The sequence below is a fragment of the Streptomyces sp. NBC_00193 genome, from assembly GCF_026342735.1.
Taxonomy (GTDB): domain Bacteria; phylum Actinomycetota; class Actinomycetes; order Streptomycetales; family Streptomycetaceae; genus Streptomyces; species Streptomyces stoeckheimensis.
In genome coordinates this window covers 4,518,763-4,536,908 of record NZ_JAPEMM010000001.1, presented here as the reverse complement: position 1 = coordinate 4,536,908, position 18,146 = coordinate 4,518,763, and the positions used below count along the sequence as shown (strand labels likewise).

Genomic DNA, 18,146 nt, shown 5'->3' with positions numbered 1-18,146 from the left:
AGTACCGACCGCCGGACCCAGCACTGACCACCGGACGCAGCACCGACCACCGGAGCCGCGGACACGCGCCGCTCGCCCGGCGGCGGGACAATGGGGGGCGACGAGGAAAGGACGCGTCTGCGTTCGTCTGCGCGCGTCCGCACTCGTGGAGAGGCGGGAGCTCGTGGTGGCGTACATAGCCGTGACCGCCCTGAGCCATGTCGGGCTGGTCCGCGAGCACAACGAGGACAGCCTGGTCATCGGGCCGTGGACGCTGTGCGGGACCACGACACGGAGCCCCCAGACACTGCTGTTCCCCCTCGGCAGACCGCTCGTCGTCGCGGTGGCCGACGGCCTCGGCGGGCAGCCGGCGGGCGAGGTCGCCAGCGAGCTGGTCGTACGGGAACTCGCCCTCCTCGGCCCGACCCTGGAAGGGGCCGAGGCGATCGAGGACGCGCTGAACCTCTGCAATCGCGCGGTGCACTCCGCCACCGAAGGCCGTCCGGAGCTGACCTCCATGGGGACCACGGTCGCCGGCACCCTGGTCCTGCCGGAGTCACTGCTGTCGTTCAACGTCGGCGACAGCAAGGTGTACCGGGTGGCCGACGACGGGCTGCGCCAGGTCAGCGTGGACGACAGCCCGCCGCTTCCGCCGGGGCAGCGCACCACCTCGGCCGTGACGCAGACCCTCGGCGGGAGCCGCGCCGAGCACGTCCTCACCCCGCACGTGGCGGCCTTCCCGCTGTCCACGGGCGACCGGTACCTGGTGTGCACCGACGGGCTGACCGATCCGGTGCCCGACGAGGCCATCGACGAGGTGCTGCGGGTGCACGACGACGGCAAGGCCGCGTTCGAGCTGTGGAAGGCCGCCATCGAGGCCGGAGGCCCCGACAACATCACGCTCGCACTGGTCCGCATCGGCGCCTGAGGGCGAAGCCCCCACGGCCGCGCCCGGCTACGCGGGCAGGCTCGCCGCCGCCTGCTGGTCCGTCTCCGCCCGCCGCTTCTTCTCGTCGTAGGCCGCGCGGGCCTGCTCCACGTCGTCCATGCGCAGGCCCGTCCAGTGGGCGAGGGCCCGGACCCGCTCGGCGGCCTCGCGGCCCAGCGGGGTGAGCGAGTAGTCCACGCGGGGCGGGATGACGGGCTTGGCGTCGCGGTGCACGAAGCCGTCGCGCTCCAGCGTCTGGAGGGTCTGCGTCAGCATCTTCTCGCTGACGTTGGCCAGCGTTCCGATGTGCCGGCGCAGTTCGCTGAAGCGGTACGAGCGGTCGAGCAGGGCGTCCAGGACGAGGACGCCCCAGCGGCTGGTGACGTGCTCCAGGACGAGCCGGTGCGGGCACATGGCCTCGGCCTGGGTCCACCTCTCGCGCATCTCACTTACTCCCATGCCAGTACCTTACTTCAAAGTGGGTACTGTCGTTTGGTTAGTGCCCACCGTACGGTGAGTGCACAGCCCGGAAAACGGGAGCAAGGCCCAGACCAGAAGTGAGTGAACCCGCCATGAGCATCGTCGTCACCGGAGCCACCGGAGCCCTCGGCCGTCTCGTCATCGACGAGCTGCTCGACCGCGGCGTCCCCGCCGCCGAGATCGCCATCGTCGTCCGCGACAAGGAGAAGGCCGCCCCGCTCGCCGCCCGGGGCATCGAACTACGCGTCGCCGACTACAACGCGCCCGAGACGCTCGCCGGGGTCTTCCGGTCCGGCGACCGGGTCCTGCTGATCTCCGGCAACGAGATCGGACAGCGGGTGCCCCAGCACTCCGCCGTGATCGACGCGGCGAAGGAGGCCGGGGTGGCGCAGTTCGCGTACACCGGCATCCTGGGCGGCCCGGAGGCGGACTTCGACCTCGCCGCCGAACACCGGGCGACCGAGGAGCTGATCCTCGCCTCGGGTCTGCCCCACACCTTCCTGCGCAACGGCTGGTACACCGAGAACTACACGGGCAACCTCGCGCCGGTGCTCGCACACGGTGCGGTCCTCTCCAACGCGAACGAGGGCCGGGTGGCCTCGGCGGCACGCGCCGACTACGCGGCGGCCGCCGCGGCCGTGCTGACCGGGGAGGGCCACCTCGGCCGGGCGTACGAGCTGAGCGGCGACGTGGCGTGGTCCTTCGCGGAGTACGCGGCGGCGGTGGCGGAGGCCACCGGGCGGGAGATCGCGTACCACGCCGTGACCCCCGAGGCCCACCTCTCCGTCCTGACCGGTGCGGGGGTCCCCGCTCCGTTCGCCGAGATCCTGGTCGACGTGGACCTCGCCATCGAGCGCGGCCGGCTGGCCGGCACCTCCGGCGACCTGTCCCGCCTGATCGGCCGCCCCACGACGCCGATGGCGCTGACGGTCGCGGAGGCCGTGGCCTCGGCGCGCGGCGCCGCCTGAGGGCGGTCCGGGCACCGCCGAAACTCGCGAGACGCAACGACTCGCCTCGCGTTATCCTGAGCCCATGGGTTCGTACTCGTACTACTTCTTCCGCTGATCAGCGGCGCGGACGCGGCGTGAGGGGCATGGCCCCCGCGCCGCGCGTCCGCGCTGACCGCATCCAGAAGGAGAACGTGGAAGAAGACCGAGTACCCCGAGGGGATCCCCATGCGCTCGCGCGCCCATCGCCCGTCCCAGTCCCAGTCCCAGTCCCAGCTGACGCTGTCCGGAGTCACCAAGGCCTACGGAGACCGGGTCGTGCTCGACCAGGTGTCGCTGACCGTACGGCCCGGCGAGAAGGCCGCCGTCATCGGCGAGAACGGCTCCGGCAAGTCCACCCTGCTCCGGCTGCTCGCCGGGGCCGAGCGGCCCGACGGCGGCGAGGTCACCGCCGTCTTCCCCGGCGGCGCCGGACACCTCGCCCAGACCCTCGGCCTCGCGCCCGGGCAGACCGTCCAGGACGCCGTCGACCTCGCCCTCGCCGACCTGCGGGAGCTGGCGGACCGGATCCGCGCCGCCGAGACCGCCCTGGGCTCCGGCGGCGCACCCGATCCCGGCGCCCTCGACGCGTACGGCGAACTCCTGACCGCCTACGAGGAGCGCGGCGGCTACCAGGCCGACGCCCGCACCGACGCCGCGCTGCACGGGCTCGGCCTCGCCCACCTCAGCCGGGACCGCACCATCGGCTCGCTCTCCGGCGGCGAGGCTTCCCGGCTCGCGCTGGCCTGCGTCCTGGCCGCGGCTCCCGAACTCCTGCTCCTGGACGAGCCCACCAACCACCTGGACCGGCGGGCCGTCGACTGGCTCGCGGAGCGGCTGCGCGCCCACCGCGGCACGCTCGTCGTCGTCACCCACGACCGGGACTTCCTGGAACGGATCACCAGCACGGTCCTGGAGGTCGACCGGGACCTGCGCACGGTCGTGCGGTACGGGGACGGCTGGGCGGGATACCTGGCGGCGAAGGCCGCCGCGCGCGGCCGCTGGGCGCAGCGGCACGCGGAGTGGCGGGAGGACCTGGCCCGCACCGAAACCCTGGTCGCGGCCGCGGGCCAACGGCTCGACCGCACCGGCAAGGACCCGGGCCAGGGCTTCGGCAAACACCGCCGCTCCTCCGAGGCCAAGCTGTCCGGGCAGGTCAGGGCGGCCCGTCGGCACCTGGAACGGCTGCACGCCGAGCCGGTGGCCCCGCCGCCGGTGCCGCTGCGCTTCGACGTCGGGATCGCCGCTCCCGGTACCGCCCCCGAGGGGCCGCTGCTCGAACTGTCCGGGATCCGGGTCGGCGACCGGCTCCGGCTCCCCGCGCTGACCGTGCGGCCGGGGCAGCGGCTGCTGGTGTCGGGGCCGAACGGGGCCGGGAAGACCACCCTGCTACGGGTCCTGGCCGGCGACCTGGCCCCGGACACGGGCACGGTGCGCCGCGCGGAGCACGTACGGCTCGGCTACCTGGCACAGGAGCTGCCCCACTCCCCCGCCCGGCTCCCGCTGCTGTCCGCCTTCGCGGCGGGCCTGCCCGGACTGCCCGAGGAGCACGCGGAGGAACTGCTGACGCTCGGGCTGTTCCACGAGGAGGACCTGCCGGTTCCGGTCGCGGCCCTGTCCGCCGGGCAGCGACGGCGCCTCGAACTGGCCCGCCTGGTGACCCGGCCCGCGGACGTCCTCGTCCTCGACGAGCCGACCAACCACGTGTCGCTGGCGCTGGTCGAGGAGGTGGAGCAGGCGCTCGCGGGCTACCCGGGAGCGGTGGTCGCGGTCTCCCACGACGCCCGCTTCCGCGCCGCCTTCCCGGGCGACCGGCTGGAGCTACGGAACGGGGCTCCGCAGCAAGCGAGTTGACCGGATCAGCCCGCGGCGTACCGCACGAACCCCGCCCACGCGGCGGGGTTCACCGCGAGGTGGTCGCGGGCGATGTCCTTGGAGTCCCGGATCGGGGTCGCCTCGGGGAGCACGGCGATCTCGACGCAGTCGTTGCTGTCGCTGGCGCTGTAGCTGCTCTTGCCCCGGGTCGGTGCGGAAGGACCGCCTATCGAGGGCTTGATGCTCATGCATCCCCAGCAATTTCTCGATGCAGGCCGACGCCGCCCGACCGCCCGGGATCCGATTTCTACAAGACGCGCCCCGGACCCGCTCCGCACACTGGCGACGGCCGCCGATCCTCTCGCGGCCCGACTACTCCCCCACCAAACTACCGTTTGATCAAGGAGTCACATGCGCAAGTCACTAGCCGCTGCCCTGTCCGCCGGCGTGATCGTCGTCGCCACCCTGGCAACAGCCAGCCCCGCTTCCGCCAGTGCGAAGGTGTGCGGATGGGGCGGCGACCAGAGCCTCGGGTACTGGGAGGTCTGCTACTCGGTCTGGGGCAGCGGCCTCTACGTCGATTCGGTCGAAGGCAGCGCCCGGCGGACCGACGGCGGCCCCGCGCGGTCGATCCACTTCGAATACGTCAAGGCCGGCAACGTGCACTGGAAGAACAGCCAGCAGTACTGGAGCAACAACCAGGCGGACTGGCAGAACGTCAAGGGCAACGTGTCGAAGGCGGGCGACTACTGCGCCAAGCTCTGGGTGGAGCGGAACGGCGGCCACTACTTCGGTGGCCAGGCCTGCGTGAACATCCACCTCTGAGCCCTGCCCGACGGCTCCTTCCGGCCCCGGCGGGGGCCGGAAGGAGCCGGGCCGGCTAGCCCCCGTAGAACAGCTCGTCCACCACGCCCCGCGCACGGCGGGTGATGCGGCGGTAGTCCTCCAGCATGTCGCCGACCGTGCCCTCCGCGTAGCCGAGGTAGCGGCCGACCGCCGCCAGTTCGCGGGCCTCCGAGGGGAAGGTGTCGCCCGCGCGGCCGCGGACCAGCATCACGGCGTTGCGGACCCGGGTCGCCAGCACCCAGGCCTCGTCGAGGATCTGCGCCTCCTCGGTCGGGATCAGACCGGCCGCGTGCGCGGCGGCCAGGGCCTCCCGGGTCCGGGTCGTGCGCAGGCCCGGTTCCGCCCAGGCGTGCCGCATCTGGATCAGCTGGACGGTCCACTCGACGTCGCTGAGGCCGCCGCGGCCGAGTTTGGTGTGCAGGGTCGGGTCGGCGCCCCTGGGCAGGCGCTCGGATTCCATCCGGGCCTTCAGGCGCCGGATCTCGCGGACGGCGTCCTCGCCGAGGCCTTCCATCGGGTAGCGCAGCGGGTCGATCAGGTCGATGAAGCGCCGGCCGAGGTCGAGGTCGCCGGCCACCGGTTCGGCGCGCAGCAGCGCCTGGGACTCCCAGGTCAGCGACCAGCGGCGGTAGTAGGCGGCGTACGAGGGCAGGGTGCGGACCAGGGGGCCGGAGCGGCCTTCGGGGCGCAGGTCGGCGTCGATGAGCAGCGGCGGGTCGGCGGTGGGGAGTTGGAGGAGCCTGCGCATCTCGGAGACGACGTGCTGGGCGGCCTTGGCGGCTTCCTGTTCGTCGACGCCCTCGCGCGGCTCGTGGACGAACAGGACGTCGGCGTCGGAGCCGTAGCCGAGCTCGTGGCCGCCGAAGCGGCCGACGCCGATGACGGCGAAGCGGGTGGGCAGGGTGTCGCCCCAGTGCGCCTGCACGGCGGCGCGCAGGGCGCCGGCGACGGTGGCGGCGGTGAGTTCGGAGACGGCGCGGCCGACCCGGTCGACCAGGGCTCCGTGGTCCTCCTCGGCCGGGCTGTCCTCCGTGCCGTAGGAGCCGATGATGTCGGCGGCGGTCGTACGGAACAGCTCGCGGCGGCGGACTCCGCGGGCGGCGGCCACCCCGGCTTCCGGGTTCTCGGCGCGGCCGACGGCGGCGAGGACCTCCTGCTCCAGGGCCTCGTGGGTACGGGGAACCAGGCCTTCGGGGTCGCCCAGCAGGGCCACCGCTTCGGGGGCGCGCAGGAGGAGGTCGGGGGCGAGCCGTCCGGCGGAGAGCACCCGGGCGAGGTTCTCCGCGGCGGCGCCCTCGTCGCGCAGGAGGCGCAGGTACCAGGGGGTCCTGCCGAGGGCGTCGGAGACCTTGCGGAAGTTCAGCAGGCCCGCGTCCGGGTCGGCGGAGTCGGCGAACCAGCCGAGGAGCACCGGCAGCAGGGTCCGCTGGATGGCGGCGGCGCGGGTGACGCCGGAGGCGAGGGCTTCGAGGTGGCGCAGGGCGGCGGCCGGGTCGGCGTACCCGAGGGCTTCGAGGCGCTGGCCGGCGGCGCGCGGGGAGAGCCTGGTCTCGCCGGGGGCGAGCTGGGCCACGGCGTCGAGGAGCGGCCGGTAGAAGATCTTCTCGTGCAGGCGGCGGACCACGGAGGCGTGCCGGCGCCAGGCCTTGTTGAGTTCGGCGACGGGTTCGGTGCGCAGGCCCAGCGAGCGGCCCAGGCGCCGCAGGTCGGCCTCGTCCTCGGGGACGAGGTGGGTGCGGCGCAGCCGGTAGAGCTGGATGCGGTGCTCCATGGCCCGCAGGAAGCGGTACGCGTCGTGCAGTTGGGCGGCGTCGGCGCGCCCGACGTACCCGCCGGCGGCGAGGGCGGTGAGCGCGTCGAGGGTGGTGCCGGAGTGCAGGGTGGCATCGGAGCGGCCGTGCACGAGCTGGAGGAGCTGGACGGCGAACTCGACGTCGCGCAGGCCGCCGGGGCCGAGCTTCAGCTCGCGTTCGACCTGGGCGGCGGGGATGTTGTCGACGACGCGGCGGCGCATCTTCTGGACGTCGGGGACGAAGTTCTCGCGCTCGGCGGCCTGCCAGACGAGGGGAGTTATGGCGTCGACGTACTCGGCGCCGAGCGCCTCGTCGCCCGCGACGGCGCGGGCCTTGAGGAGGGCCTGGAACTCCCAGGTCTTGGCCCAGCGCTGGTAGTAGGCGAGGTGGGAGGCGAGGGTGCGGACGAGCGGACCGTTTCTGCCCTCGGGGCGGAGGTTGGCGTCGACGGGCCAGATGGTGCCTTCGACGGTGGTCTCGGAGCAGATCCGCATGAGGTGGGAGGCGAGGCGGGTGGCGGCCTGGATCGCCTTGCCCTCGTCCGCGCCGGGGGCGGCGTCGCCGACGAAGATGACGTCGACGTCGGAGACGTAGTTGAGCTCGTTGCCGCCGCACTTGCCCATGGCGATGACGGCGAGCCGGCAGACGGCCGCGTCCTCGGGGGCGGCGGCGGTCGCGATGCGCAGGGCGGCGCGCAGGGTGGCGGTGGCCAGGTCGGCGAGCTCGGCGGCGGTCTGGGCTACGTCTATGGTCCCGCAGACGTCGCGGGCGGCGATGGAGAGCAGGCAGCGGCGGTAGGCGACGCGCAGCGCGACGGGGTCGTGGGCGCCGGCCAGGCCCTGCTCGAACTCGGGTAGCCCGGGGTGCAGATCGGCGGCCTCGTAGGTGACCAGGGCCTGCCAGTCGCGGGGGTGGCGGGCGAGGTGGTCGCCGAGGGCCTCGGAGGCGCCGAGCACGCCGAGGAGGCGGTCGCGCAGGGGTTTGGCGCTGACGAGGGTGTCGAGGAGGACGGGCAGTTCCTCGGGGGTCTGCGCCTCGGCGATCCGGACCAGTCCGAGGAGGGCGAGGTCGGGATCGGCGGTGGCCCCGAGGGCGTCGAGGAGCACCGGATCGGTGCGTACGGCGGCCAGCGCGTCGGTGTCGAGCAGCCGGGCGGCGGCCGAGGGGTCGGTGAACCCGCTGCGCAGCAGCCGGCTGAAAGTACTGCTCCTGCGTCCCGGGACTGTCATCCCGCCGCCTCCCGCGTACGTGGGGCCTGCCCTTGCCCTGGCCGGGCGATCGCGCGGGGGTGTCGCCTCCGACGGGATCCGCGCTGCCGCCCGGGGAGAGCCTAGCCGGAGCAGGCGTTCGACTCACCGCATGCCCGATGGGACGGATTGTCAGATTTTTGGCAGACTTGTCGCGCAATGGGGCCCGCTCCCCGCCGACCGGCCAGGAGGACCCCCGATGCCCGACCCCGAACTCCCGGCCGAGGAGCCCTCCGTCGCACGTCCGGGCCGCCCGGACGGCCGGGCCGAAGGTCCCGCCGGTGGTCCCGCCGGCGGTCCCGCCGACGGGCCGTCCGAAGGCCCCTCCGGGAGCCCCGCCGATGGTCCGGGCTATGGTCCGGCCGATGTCCCCGCCCGCGCCGGTGCCCGTACGCGGCGGGCCCGCGCGGTGGCCCGTAGGCGGCGGGGAAAGGTCGTCAAGGCCGTCGGGTTCTGTGCGGCGGCCGCCGCCGGGGGGATGCTGCTGCTGCGGGGGAACGGGGCGCTCGACGCGCTCGGCCGCCCCGCCGCCGCCGACGGCAAAGCGGTGGGCGCCGTCTCCCCGGCCGCCGACCCGGCGGCCCCCGCGGACCCCGGCCGGGTGCTGCAGATCGTGGCGCACCCCGACGACGACCTCTACTTCATGAACCCGGACCTGCGCTATTCCATAGCGGCGGGCCATCCCGTCACCTCGGTGTACCTCACCTCCGGGGAGGCCGACGGCATCAACGCGGGCGAAGCCCAGGTGGCCGCCACCCCGCCCGACAAGCCCGCCTACGCCGAGGCCCGCCAGAACGGCATCCGCGCCGCCTACGCGAAGATGGCCACCGGCGACCGGGACAGCCCCTGGCGGCGCACCGTCGTGCCGACCGCGGGCGGCGGCCACGCCGAGGTCGACGTCCTCACGGCGAAGCCGCAGGTCAACCTCGTCTGGCTGCAGCTGCGCGAGGCCGGCAACGTCTGGGCGGACCGGCCCGACAGCCTGCACGGCCTCTGGGACGGCAAGGTCCCCCGGCTGGAGTCGATGCTCGCCTCCGGCTCCCCGGTCAAGCAGCAGTTCACGTACACGAAGGACCAGGTCGTACGGACCCTCGTCGGCCTCCTGAAGCAGTACGGGCCGACCACCGTCCGCTCCCAGGACCCGACGCCCGGCCGGTTCCCCGACACCAAGCACTACACGGACCACCAGGACCATTTCTACGGCGCCCGCTTCGTGCAGGTCGCGCTCGGCGCCTACGCGAAGGAGGTCAAGGACCGTCCGCACTTCTCCGTGCAGAACTACCTCGGCTACTTCAACGGCTCGCTCCCCAGCGCCCTCGACCCGGACGAGGCCAGGACCAAGCTGGACATCCTGGACACGTACGCGTGGACCGACCGGCAGAACCACTGCGGCAGCGCCGCCGGCTGCGGGGACCTGAAGGTCGCCGACCACCCGGCCGGCAACCACTGGACCTCCTCCATCAACTACGCCCGCGGCACCGCCACCTCCTGGCTGACCTCCGACAAGGAGCACGGCCTGTGGGCGTTCAAGGTGCTCGACGGGCAGCTCGCCCTCTGGCACCGCGACGGCCTGCTCGGCGCCTGGAGCGGCCCCCGGCTGCTCCCCGGCGCCGACGGCACCGTCATGGACCAGGGCATCTCCACCGTGACGCTGGCCGACGGCCGGATCGCCGCCTTCGGCACCCGCACCTCCTTCGGCGCCAAGCCCGCCGACTACCGGCGCGAGGTCGTCTACACCGTGCAGCGGGCGCCCGGCTCGCAGGAGTTCGGGGAGTGGACGGTCCTCGGCACACCGGAGATCGCCGACGAGAACTGGACCTCCGACATCAGCGCGCCCGCGGTGGCCGTCGACGGCTCCGGGCAGCTCGCGGTCTACGTGCGCGACGGTGCGTACACCCTGCGGGGGCGGGTGCAGTCGCCGACCGGCACCTGGGGGCCGTGGGACCGGTACGGCGGCTCGGACCTGCACGGCAGCCCGGCCGCCGCGACCGACGCCGCCGGCCGGCGCGTGGTCCTGGCCGCGACCACCAAGACCGTGCTGGGCTGGGCCCAGCCGAAGGCCGGTGCACCGCTCGGCCCCGCCACGGCGACCGGGCTGCCGGCGCCGGCGCTGCCGATCACGGCGCAGAGCCGGGAGGACGGCGTGCGGCTGTGGTTCCGCAAGCCGGATTCGGGCGCGGTCGGTACGGCATCGTTCACGGGTGACGGCGGGCTGAAGATGACCGGACTCACCGAGGTGGGCGGGCTGTCGGGCTTCGGCTCGGTGACGGCGAGCGGCCATCTGCTGGCCGGGCGCTCGGCGGGCGGGCAGCTGGGCTCCGACGTCGGCCGGGGCCGGCCGTGGGCGCGGTCGCCGCTGATGTTCGTCGGGGCGCCCTCCTCCACGATGAACGGCAAGAGCACGGTGGACCTGGCGGTCATGGGGCTGGACGGGCGCCTGTACGTGACCTCGTCGGCGGACGACCCGAACGCGCACCTGGCTCCGTGGCAGCCGGCGGGACCGCCGAACGGTGCGCCCTGACCGGCCGGTAGAGGCCCGCGCGCGGTCTGCGCCGGGCCTGCGCGCACCCATCAACGCCCCCCACGGGGGCGTTTTTTGGTGGGCCCGCGCACTGTGACCGCGGACACGTACGAAACGCCCACAAGGGACGTGCGCAGGCGGCCATTTCCACACATCTGAAGTCATCGGCGAACAGGGTGAACCAACTTGCCCGGATTGACCTCTCACTGACTGACCGACAGCTTCACGCGGTTCTTCCTGCCGGAACGACCCCAAGGCGTAGCCGATGCCCGTATCCCGTCGACGTTTCCTCCTCGCGACCGTGGTCCCGATGCTGACCATCGGGGTCACCGGCGCGCTCGCCGTCGCCTCCGGCCAGCAGACCGCGGCCGAGGCCGTCCCGGGATCCGACTCCCCGGCCGTCCTCCCGGTGAGCGCCACCGCCGGGTCGGTCGTCCAGATCGTCGCCCACCCGGACGACGACCTGTTCTTCATGAACCCGGACGTCAGCCGCTCGCTGCTGTCCGGCACCCCGCTCACCACCCTCTACCTCACCTCGGGCGAGGCCGACGGCCGCAACGAGGCCCACGGCGGCGCGGCCAAGGACCCGGAGCAGCCCGCCGACCGCGGGCACTACGCGGAAGCCCGGCAGAACGGCATACGCTCCGCCTACGCGCAGATGGCCACCGGCGACCGCACCAGCCCGTGGCGCCGTACGGTCATCCCCACCGCGGGCGGCGGGGACGCCGAGCTCGACGTCCTCATCGCGAAGCCCGAGGTCAACCTGGTGTGGCTGCAGATGCGCGAGGCCCGGGCCCCCGTCGCCGACACCCCGGACAGCCTGCGCGGACTGTGGAACGGCCGGATACCGGCGCTCACCCCGCAGCTCACCGCGGGCACTCCGGTCGCGCAGCCGCCCACGTACACCAAGGACCAGGTGATAGCCGCGATAGCGGGGGTCCTGGAGCGGTACAAGCCGACGACGATACGCATGCAGGACCCGTCGCCGGGCCGGTACCTCGACTCCGGCCGGCTCACCGACCATCAGGACCACATGTACGCGGCGCGGTTCGCGCAGGCCGGGGCCGCCTCGTACGCCGCGCGGGTCCCGGTCGGGCAGCGGCCCCGCTTCACCGTGCAGAGCTACCTCGGCTACCACAACAGCACCCTGCCGCACACGCTGGACCCGCAGACGGCCGAGACGAAGATCGGCTTCCTGAAGACGTACGCGTGGCACGACAAGCAGAACTACTGCGGCTCGCGCTCCGGCTGCGGCGACCGCAAGGTGGCGGGCAGCCCGAGCGGCCGCAACTGGGCCCAGTCGCTGCGGTACGCGCGCGGCGACCACTCCTCCTGGCTGGTGCAGGGCACGACCGGCCGGCTGTACGCCTTCGGCGTCCTCGACGGCCAGATGGCCGTCTGGAACCGCGGGGCCGGCACCGGCCCCGGCGCCGCCTGGCAGGGCCCGGTCCTGCTGCCGGGCACCGGCATCGACCCCGGCGCGAGCACCGCCCGCCTCCCCGACGGGCGCGTCGCCGTCCTCGCCACCCGCACCGTCTTCGGCGACCGGCCGGAGGAGTACCGGCGCGAGATCGTCTACGCCGCCCAGTCCGTGCCCGGCGGTCCCTTCGGGGCGTGGGTCTCCCTCGGCACCCCGGAGCCCGGCGACGAGCCCGGCACCTCCTCGATCAGCGCGCCCTCGGCCGTCTCCGACGCGGACGGGCGACTGACGGTGTACGTCCGCGACTCCCGGCGCGCCCTGCTCGCCCGTACCCAGGAGCCCTCGGGCGCCTTCGGCGGCTGGCAGCACCTGGGGGGCGCCGACCTCCAGTCCGACCCGGTCGCGGCCACCGACTCCGCAGGGCGCCGCCACATCTACGCCGCCACCACCCAGTCGGTCCTGGTCTGGATCCAGCCCGCCCCGGGCGCCCCGCTGGCCGGCCCCTTCCCGACCGGGCTCCCGGCCACCACCGTCCCCCTCACCGCCACCCCGGAGGCGGCGGGCATCCGGCTCTACTTCCGGCGCCCCGACTCGGGGGTCGTACGCACCGCCCTGGTCACGGCGGCGGCAGACGCCACGAAGCCGGCGGTCTCCAGCGTCACGGAGGCCGGCGGCCGGGCGGGCTACGGCGCGGTGGGCGTGGCGGGCCGCGTCATATCGGGCCGCGCCGACTCGGGCACCATCAGCACGACGGGCCTCGGCGGCCCCCCGGCGTGGACGGAGTCCCGCATGCTCTACGCGGGCGCCCCGGCCGGCATCCAGGAACCGGGCGGCGCGACGACCATCGCGGTCCTGGGCCTGGACGCCGAACTCCACGTCACCACGGCCACCCCCACCCCGACCCGCACCACCTGGCACCGAGCGGTACCGCAGGCGTAGCCGGCAGGCCCAGCAGGCCCAGCAGGCCCGGCAGGCCCGGCAGGCCGCTGACTAGGATGCGGCCCATGATCTTGGAGAGTGCACTGCTCGACGTCCGGCCCGGCCTGGAGGACGAGTTCCTCGCCGCGTTCACGAAAGCCCGACCGCTGATCTCGGTACAGAAGGGCTTCCGCTCCCTGGAGCTCCGGCGCTGCCTGGACGAGGGACGCGGATCGCGCTTCCTCCTCCAGGTGTCCTGGGACACCCTGGCCGACCACACCGAGGGCTTCCGCAACTCGCCCGAGTACCAACAGTGGCGAGCACTGCTCCACCACTTCTACACCCCGTTCCCCGAGGTCGAACACTACGGCGACCCGCTCCTCACCACGTAGCGGGTGGTCCGGGTCTCAAGGGGTCGGGCGCTGCGGGGTGCTGGCCACCCCTGTCTCCCGGCCGCTGAGGGCGGCGTCCAGGGTTTCCTGGGCCGTGCGCATCGCCTCGGCGTACTTCGGCTCGGACATCCGCTGCCAGGCAAGGTCCGGCGCGACCTCCTCGACCCGGCTCATCACCCACCAGATGTTGCCGAACGGGTCCCGCACCCTGCCGCCGCGATCCCCCCACGCACTGTCGGCAGCCTCGGTGATCACCTGCGCCCCGTGCGCAACAGCGGCGGCCATGGCGGCGTCCGCGTCCGGGACGTAGACCCGCAACAGCGAGGGCATCACCGGCCAGTCGGGTCGCCGGTCGAAGGCCAGCACGACCGTGTCGCCGACCCGGATCTCGCCGTGGCCGATGGTGCCGTCCGCGACCTGCACCCGTGCGATCTCCTCGCCGTCGAACGCGAGGGTGATGAAGTCGAGCAGCGCGCCGGTGTCGTCGGTGACCACCCACGGCGCAACGCTGGTGTAGCCCTCGGGTGCACGGTGACTCATCGGTGTCGTCCCTCCTGTGGTTCTTCGGATGTGAGGACACTAGAGCCCAACTAGGCCAGTTATCGTCCTAGATCAAGCGCGGCGCGGCGTCGGGACGAGGCCCCGGAGACGACTCAGGGCCGGTGGTCGATGACCACCGGCCCTGAGTGTCGGAAAAATCCGACGGTGCTGCCGAACTGCGCTTACAGCACCGGCATCATCTTGCGGAGCTCGAAGGCCGTGACCTCGCTCCGGTACTCCTCCCACTCCTGCTTCTTGTTGCGGAGGAAGAAGTCGAAGACGTGCTCGCCGAGGGTTTCGGCGACCAGTTCGCTCTTCTCCATCAGGGAGATGGCCTCGCCGAGGTTCTGTGGGAGGGGTTCGATGCCCATCGCGCGGCGTTCCGCGTCGGAGAGGGCCCAGACGTCGTCGTCGGCGCCGGCCGGGAGTTCGTAGCCCTCCTCGATGCCCTTGAGGCCCGCGGCCAGGAGGACGGCGTAGGTGAGGTACGGGTTGGCGCCCGAGTCGATCGAGCGGACCTCCACGCGGGAGGAGCCCGTCTTGCCCGGCTTGTACATCGGGACGCGGATCAGGGCCGAGCGGTTGTTGTGGCCCCAGCAGATGTACGAGGGGGCCTCGCCGCCGGAGCCGGCGGTGCGCGAGGAGCCGCCCCAGATGCGCTTGTAGGAGTTGACCCACTGGTTGGTCACGGCAGCGGTTTCCGCCGCGTGCTTGAGCAGGCCCGCGATGAAGGAGCGGCCGACCTTCGAGAGCTGGTACTCGGCGCCCGACTCGTAGAAGGCGTTGCGGTCGCCCTCGAAGAGGGAGAGGTGGGTGTGCATGCCCGAACCGGGGTACTCCGAGAAGGGCTTCGGCATGAAGGTGGCCTGGACGCCCTGTTCCAGCGCGACCTGCTTCATGACCAGGCGGAAGGTCATGATGTTGTCCGCCGTCGAGAGGGCGTCGGCGTAGCGCAGGTCGATCTCCTGCTGGCCGGGGGCGCCCTCGTGGTGGCTGAACTCGACCGAGATGCCCATCGATTCGAGCATCGTGATCGCCTGACGGCGGAAGTCCATGCCGACGTTCTGCGGGGTGTGGTCGAAATAGCCGGAGTTGTCGGCCGGGGTGGGCCGGGTGCCGTCCAGCGGCTTGTCCTTCAGCAGGAAGAACTCGATCTCCGGGTGGGTGTAGAAGGTGAAGCCCAGGTCGGAGGTCTTGTTCAGGATCCGCTTGAGGACGTAGCGCGGGTCCGCGTAGGAGGGCGAGCCGTCCGGCATCAGGATGTCGCAGAACATCCGCGCCGTTCCGGGGGCCTCCGCGCGCCACGGCAGTATCTGGAAGGTGCTCGGGTCCGGCTTGGCGATCATGTCGGACTCGTAGACCCGCGCGAACCCCTCGATCGCCGAGCCGTCGAACCCGATGCCCTCGTCAAAGGCCTGCTCCAGCTCCGCCGGCGCGACCGCGACGGACTTCAGGAAGCCCAGTACGTCGGTGAACCACAGGCGCACGAAGCGGATGTCGCGCTCCTCGAGCGTCCGGAGGACGAATTCCTGCTGCTTGTCCATGGCTTCATCCTCGCAGTTCAGGCGGCCTGTGCACCACTGCCGCGAGGGCGTGGGCACAGTCGGGCCGCCCCAGTATCGCCAGCGGTGGTTTCCGCCAGATTACGCACCCCGGAAAGCCGGTGGCACCCCCGCACTGACCTTGAGCCGGTCATGAGCATTACCATCGGCGCCCATGGGGGGCCATGCGCATGACGAGCAGGGACGTCGGAGACGTCCGCTGCTTCGGCGTGCCGTCCTCCTGATGGCCTTCGGGGTGCTGGCCGGCACGGCGTTCCTGTGCCGGGCGGCCTGGGACGGGCAGCCGGCCGCCGCGGGGACGGTTCCGCGGGCCGGGCACGCCGCGCACGCTCCCGGCGCCCGTGCTCCCGGCGCGCAGCGCGCCGTCTGCGTGGCGCCGTACGACCGGCCCGGCTGCTCCCCGCTCTCGCACGTTCTCCCCGGGCTGCTGCCCCCGGCGCCGCCCGCGGTCGTGGTGGCGGGCGCGGTGCCCGCGGCCGCCGTGCGCCCCGGGCCTGCGGCGGGGATACGGCCTCCCTCGGCGCTCGCGCGCGGCCCCGACCTGTACGCACTCCAGGTGCTGCGGACCTGACCGGTCCCGGCTCCGCGGCGCTCAGGCAGCGCGTTCTCCACTCCACCCCCCTCAGCACTAAGGATTCAGGGCCATGGCCAGCAGGAAGTCCGAAACCAACAGCTCCCGTCAGGCGCGGATAGCCGAGATGCGCCGCGCCGACCAGTCGCGCGACCGGCGCAACAAGGCCATCGCGATCACCGCGTCGGCCGCCATCGTCACCGGCCTCATCGGCTTCGGCGCGTGGGTGATGATCGCCCAGCAGAACAAGAAGGAAGCCGACGAGGCCAAGCTCAAGGCGCCGGTCGCCGGCGAGCAGACCTGGGACGCCAAGAACCTCGGCCGCAAGCACGTCGAGACCCCGGTGAAGTACGAGATGACCCCGCCGGTCGGCGGGGACCACAACCCCCGCTGGATGAACTGCAACGGCGACGTCTACAAGAACCCGATCCCGGAGATCAACGCCGTCCACTCGCTGGAGCACGGCGCCGTCTGGGTGACGTACAACGAGAAGGCCGCGGCGGCCGACGTCGAGAAGCTCGCCACCACGGTGGCCAAGCGCCCGTACACGCTGATGAGCCCCGTCAAGGAGCAGTCCGGCACGATCATGCTCAGCGCGTGGGGCAAGCAGCTGACCGTGGACAGCGCGGACGACGCCCGGGTGGCCACCTTCCTCACCAAGTACGTGCAGGGCCCGCAGACCCCCGAGCCGGGCGCGGCCTGCACGAACGGGCTGGCCGACAAGTGACCCGTACGGCCGGCAAGGGTTCCGTGACCCGTACGTACTGGGTCGCGGGCACGGCCGTGGGCCTGGCGCTGCTCTTCGCGGTGGGGGCCACGGTCGCCACCGCGGGGGGAGCCGATTCCGCTCCGCCCTCCCGGACGCCGGGGCTCTACTCCGCCGACGCGGGCTTCGCCCGGGACATGGCGGTGCACCACCAGCAGGCGGTGGAGATGTCCTTCGTCGTGCGCGACCGCACCAAGGACGAGCCGGTGCGCGTCCTCGCCTACGACATCGCCAACACCCAGGCCAACCAGCGCGGCATGCTGCTGGGCTGGCTGGACATGTGGGGCCTGCCGAAGGTGGTGGCCGACGAGCCGCCGATGTCCTGGATGGGGAGCGGCGGGGCCGGGCACGGCACGGAGGGTCATGCCATGGGCGGGGCCGGGGCCGTCACCAAGCCCGGCGCACTGATGCCCGGCATGGCCACCAAGGAGGACCTGGCACGGCTCGGCTCCGCCGAAGGCCGGGACGCCGAGGTGCTCTACCTGCGGCTGATGACCGAGCACCACAAGGGCGGCGTCGCCATGGCCCAGGGCTGCGCCGACGCGTGCGGGAACCCGGCCGAGCGGGCGCTCGCCCAGGGCATGGTCGAGGCCCAGCAGTCGGAGCTCCAGCTGATGGCCGACATGCTGAAGCAGCGCGGAGCGGATCCGCTGGCCGCGGGGTAACCCGTAGCCGCGTGCGGCACCGTTCCCTGGGGCTCCGCCCCCGGACCCCCGCGCCTCAAACGCCGGCGAGGCTGGATTTTCCAGCCCGCCGGCGTTCACGTGCGGGCCGAGCCGCCCAAATCCAGCCCCGCAGGGCCCGCCCACCGCGTAGCCGCGTCCGCGGGGTCACCCGTACGGCCCCCTCTCGCCCGTCTGGAGTCGCGTGGTCCGAACGGGCGAATGAGGATGAGGACGCCGAGGCCGGCGCACCCGCGCCCGGCCGCTACGGCGTGCTCAGGAGGTTTACGCGATGACCACCGCCGGAGAGATCATGCACCCCGGGGCCCAGTGGATCCCCGCCACCGAGACCCTGGACCGGGCCGCACAGCTGATGAGCCGGCTCAACGTGGGCGCGCTGCCCATCAGCGACTCCAACGAACGGCTCTGCGGCATCCTGACCGACCGCGACATCGTCATCGGCTGCGTGGCCAAGGGGCACGACCCGTCGAAGATCACGGCCGGCGACATGGCCCAGGGCACCCCGCGCTGGATCGACGCGGGCGCGGACGTCTCCGAGGTGCTGGAGGAGATGCAGAGCCACCAGATCCGCCGTCTGCCCGTCATCGACAACAAGCGGCTGGTCGGCATGATCAGCGAGGCCGACCTGGCCAAGCACTTGTCGGAGGAGCAGATAGCCGGCTGGGCCGAGAAGGTCTACGCCCGCCGCTAGACCGGGCC

16 protein-coding genes are annotated in these 18,146 nt (G+C 72.9%); 11 read left to right on the top strand and 5 right to left on the bottom strand.

The window, feature by feature from the left end; all coding sequences use genetic code 11:
- The first annotated feature begins 166 nt into the window (after window positions 1-166).
- Window positions 167-907 (top strand): PP2C family serine/threonine-protein phosphatase, encoded by a 741-nt coding sequence (locus tag OG898_RS20160; RefSeq protein WP_250743621.1) that lies wholly within the window; start codon window positions 167-169, stop codon window positions 905-907.
- Window positions 908-934: 27 nt separating this feature from the next.
- Here OG898_RS20160 and OG898_RS20155 read toward each other — a convergent pair whose 3' ends face one another.
- Window positions 935-1,366: a helix-turn-helix domain-containing protein gene (locus OG898_RS20155; protein ID WP_266958462.1), complete on the bottom strand. Its 432-nt coding sequence runs from the start codon at window positions 1,364-1,366 to the stop codon at window positions 935-937.
- Window positions 1,367-1,479: 113 nt separating this feature from the next.
- On the opposite strand from OG898_RS20155, the gene OG898_RS20150 reads away from it, so the two are divergent.
- Entirely contained in the window at window positions 1,480-2,355 is an 876-nt protein-coding gene (locus tag OG898_RS20150) for an SDR family oxidoreductase (RefSeq protein WP_266958460.1), read from the top strand.
- 207 nt (window positions 2,356-2,562) lie between these two features.
- A complete protein-coding gene (abc-f, locus tag OG898_RS20145; protein WP_266958458.1) occupies window positions 2,563-4,227 on the top strand; it encodes a ribosomal protection-like ABC-F family protein in 1,665 nt (554 codons plus the stop codon).
- 5 nt (window positions 4,228-4,232) lie between these two features.
- On the opposite strand, the gene OG898_RS20140 is transcribed toward abc-f, so the two are convergent.
- A complete protein-coding gene (locus OG898_RS20140) occupies window positions 4,233-4,436 on the bottom strand; it encodes a DUF397 domain-containing protein (protein ID WP_266958456.1) in 204 nt (67 codons plus the stop codon).
- 163 nt (window positions 4,437-4,599) lie between these two features.
- Between OG898_RS20140 and OG898_RS20135 the strand changes: the two genes are divergently transcribed.
- On the top strand, window positions 4,600-5,013 hold the full coding sequence (locus OG898_RS20135) for a hypothetical protein (protein ID WP_250743627.1): 414 nt from the start codon (window positions 4,600-4,602) through the stop codon (window positions 5,011-5,013).
- Window positions 5,014-5,068: 55 nt separating this feature from the next.
- On the opposite strand, the gene OG898_RS20130 is transcribed toward OG898_RS20135, so the two are convergent.
- A complete protein-coding gene (locus tag OG898_RS20130) occupies window positions 5,069-8,056 on the bottom strand; it encodes a bifunctional [glutamine synthetase] adenylyltransferase/[glutamine synthetase]-adenylyl-L-tyrosine phosphorylase (protein WP_266958453.1) in 2,988 nt (995 codons plus the stop codon).
- A 217-nt stretch (window positions 8,057-8,273) separates the two neighbouring features.
- Between OG898_RS20130 and OG898_RS20125 the strand changes: the two genes are divergently transcribed.
- The 3 genes from OG898_RS20125 to OG898_RS20115 all read left to right on the top strand — a co-directional run bounded on the left by OG898_RS20125 (window position 8,274) and on the right by OG898_RS20115 (window position 13,325).
- Window positions 8,274-10,595 (top strand): PIG-L family deacetylase, encoded by a 2,322-nt coding sequence (locus tag OG898_RS20125; RefSeq protein ID WP_266958451.1) that lies wholly within the window; start codon window positions 8,274-8,276, stop codon window positions 10,593-10,595.
- A 265-nt stretch (window positions 10,596-10,860) separates the two neighbouring features.
- Window positions 10,861-12,954: a PIG-L family deacetylase gene (locus OG898_RS20120; RefSeq protein ID WP_266958449.1), complete on the top strand. Its 2,094-nt coding sequence runs from the start codon at window positions 10,861-10,863 to the stop codon at window positions 12,952-12,954.
- A 65-nt stretch (window positions 12,955-13,019) separates the two neighbouring features.
- Window positions 13,020-13,325 (top strand): antibiotic biosynthesis monooxygenase, encoded by a 306-nt coding sequence (locus tag OG898_RS20115; protein ID WP_266958447.1) that lies wholly within the window; start codon window positions 13,020-13,022, stop codon window positions 13,323-13,325.
- A 15-nt stretch (window positions 13,326-13,340) separates the two neighbouring features.
- Here the strand turns inward: OG898_RS20115 and OG898_RS20110 are convergent, their stop codons facing one another.
- Together OG898_RS20110 and glnA are read right to left on the bottom strand one after the other, a co-directional pair.
- Window positions 13,341-13,865 carry a VOC family protein gene (locus OG898_RS20110; protein ID WP_266958445.1) on the bottom strand — a complete coding sequence of 175 codons (525 nt, stop codon included), beginning with the start codon at window positions 13,863-13,865 and terminating at the stop codon, window positions 13,341-13,343.
- A 182-nt stretch (window positions 13,866-14,047) separates the two neighbouring features.
- Entirely contained in the window at window positions 14,048-15,409 is a 1,362-nt protein-coding gene (gene glnA, locus OG898_RS20105; protein WP_250743634.1) for a type I glutamate--ammonia ligase, read from the bottom strand.
- 241 nt (window positions 15,410-15,650) lie between these two features.
- On the opposite strand from glnA, the gene OG898_RS20100 reads away from it, so the two are divergent.
- The 4 genes from OG898_RS20100 to OG898_RS20085 all read left to right on the top strand — a co-directional run bounded on the left by OG898_RS20100 (window position 15,651) and on the right by OG898_RS20085 (window position 18,138).
- Window positions 15,651-15,998, top strand: coding sequence for a hypothetical protein (locus OG898_RS20100; RefSeq protein ID WP_266958443.1), 348 nt, complete (start codon window positions 15,651-15,653; stop codon window positions 15,996-15,998).
- A 73-nt stretch (window positions 15,999-16,071) separates the two neighbouring features.
- Window positions 16,072-16,725, top strand: a complete 654-nt coding sequence (locus OG898_RS20095) for a DUF3105 domain-containing protein (protein WP_250743636.1) — start codon at window positions 16,072-16,074, stop codon at window positions 16,723-16,725.
- Between the two features lie 23 nt (window positions 16,726-16,748).
- Window positions 16,749-17,429: a DUF305 domain-containing protein gene (locus tag OG898_RS20090; protein WP_308313459.1), complete on the top strand. Its 681-nt coding sequence runs from the start codon at window positions 16,749-16,751 to the stop codon at window positions 17,427-17,429.
- 289 nt (window positions 17,430-17,718) lie between these two features.
- Complete coding sequence (locus tag OG898_RS20085; RefSeq protein WP_250743640.1) at window positions 17,719-18,138, top strand: CBS domain-containing protein; 420 nt, start codon at window positions 17,719-17,721, stop codon at window positions 18,136-18,138.
- Window positions 18,139-18,146 lie beyond the last annotated feature (8 nt).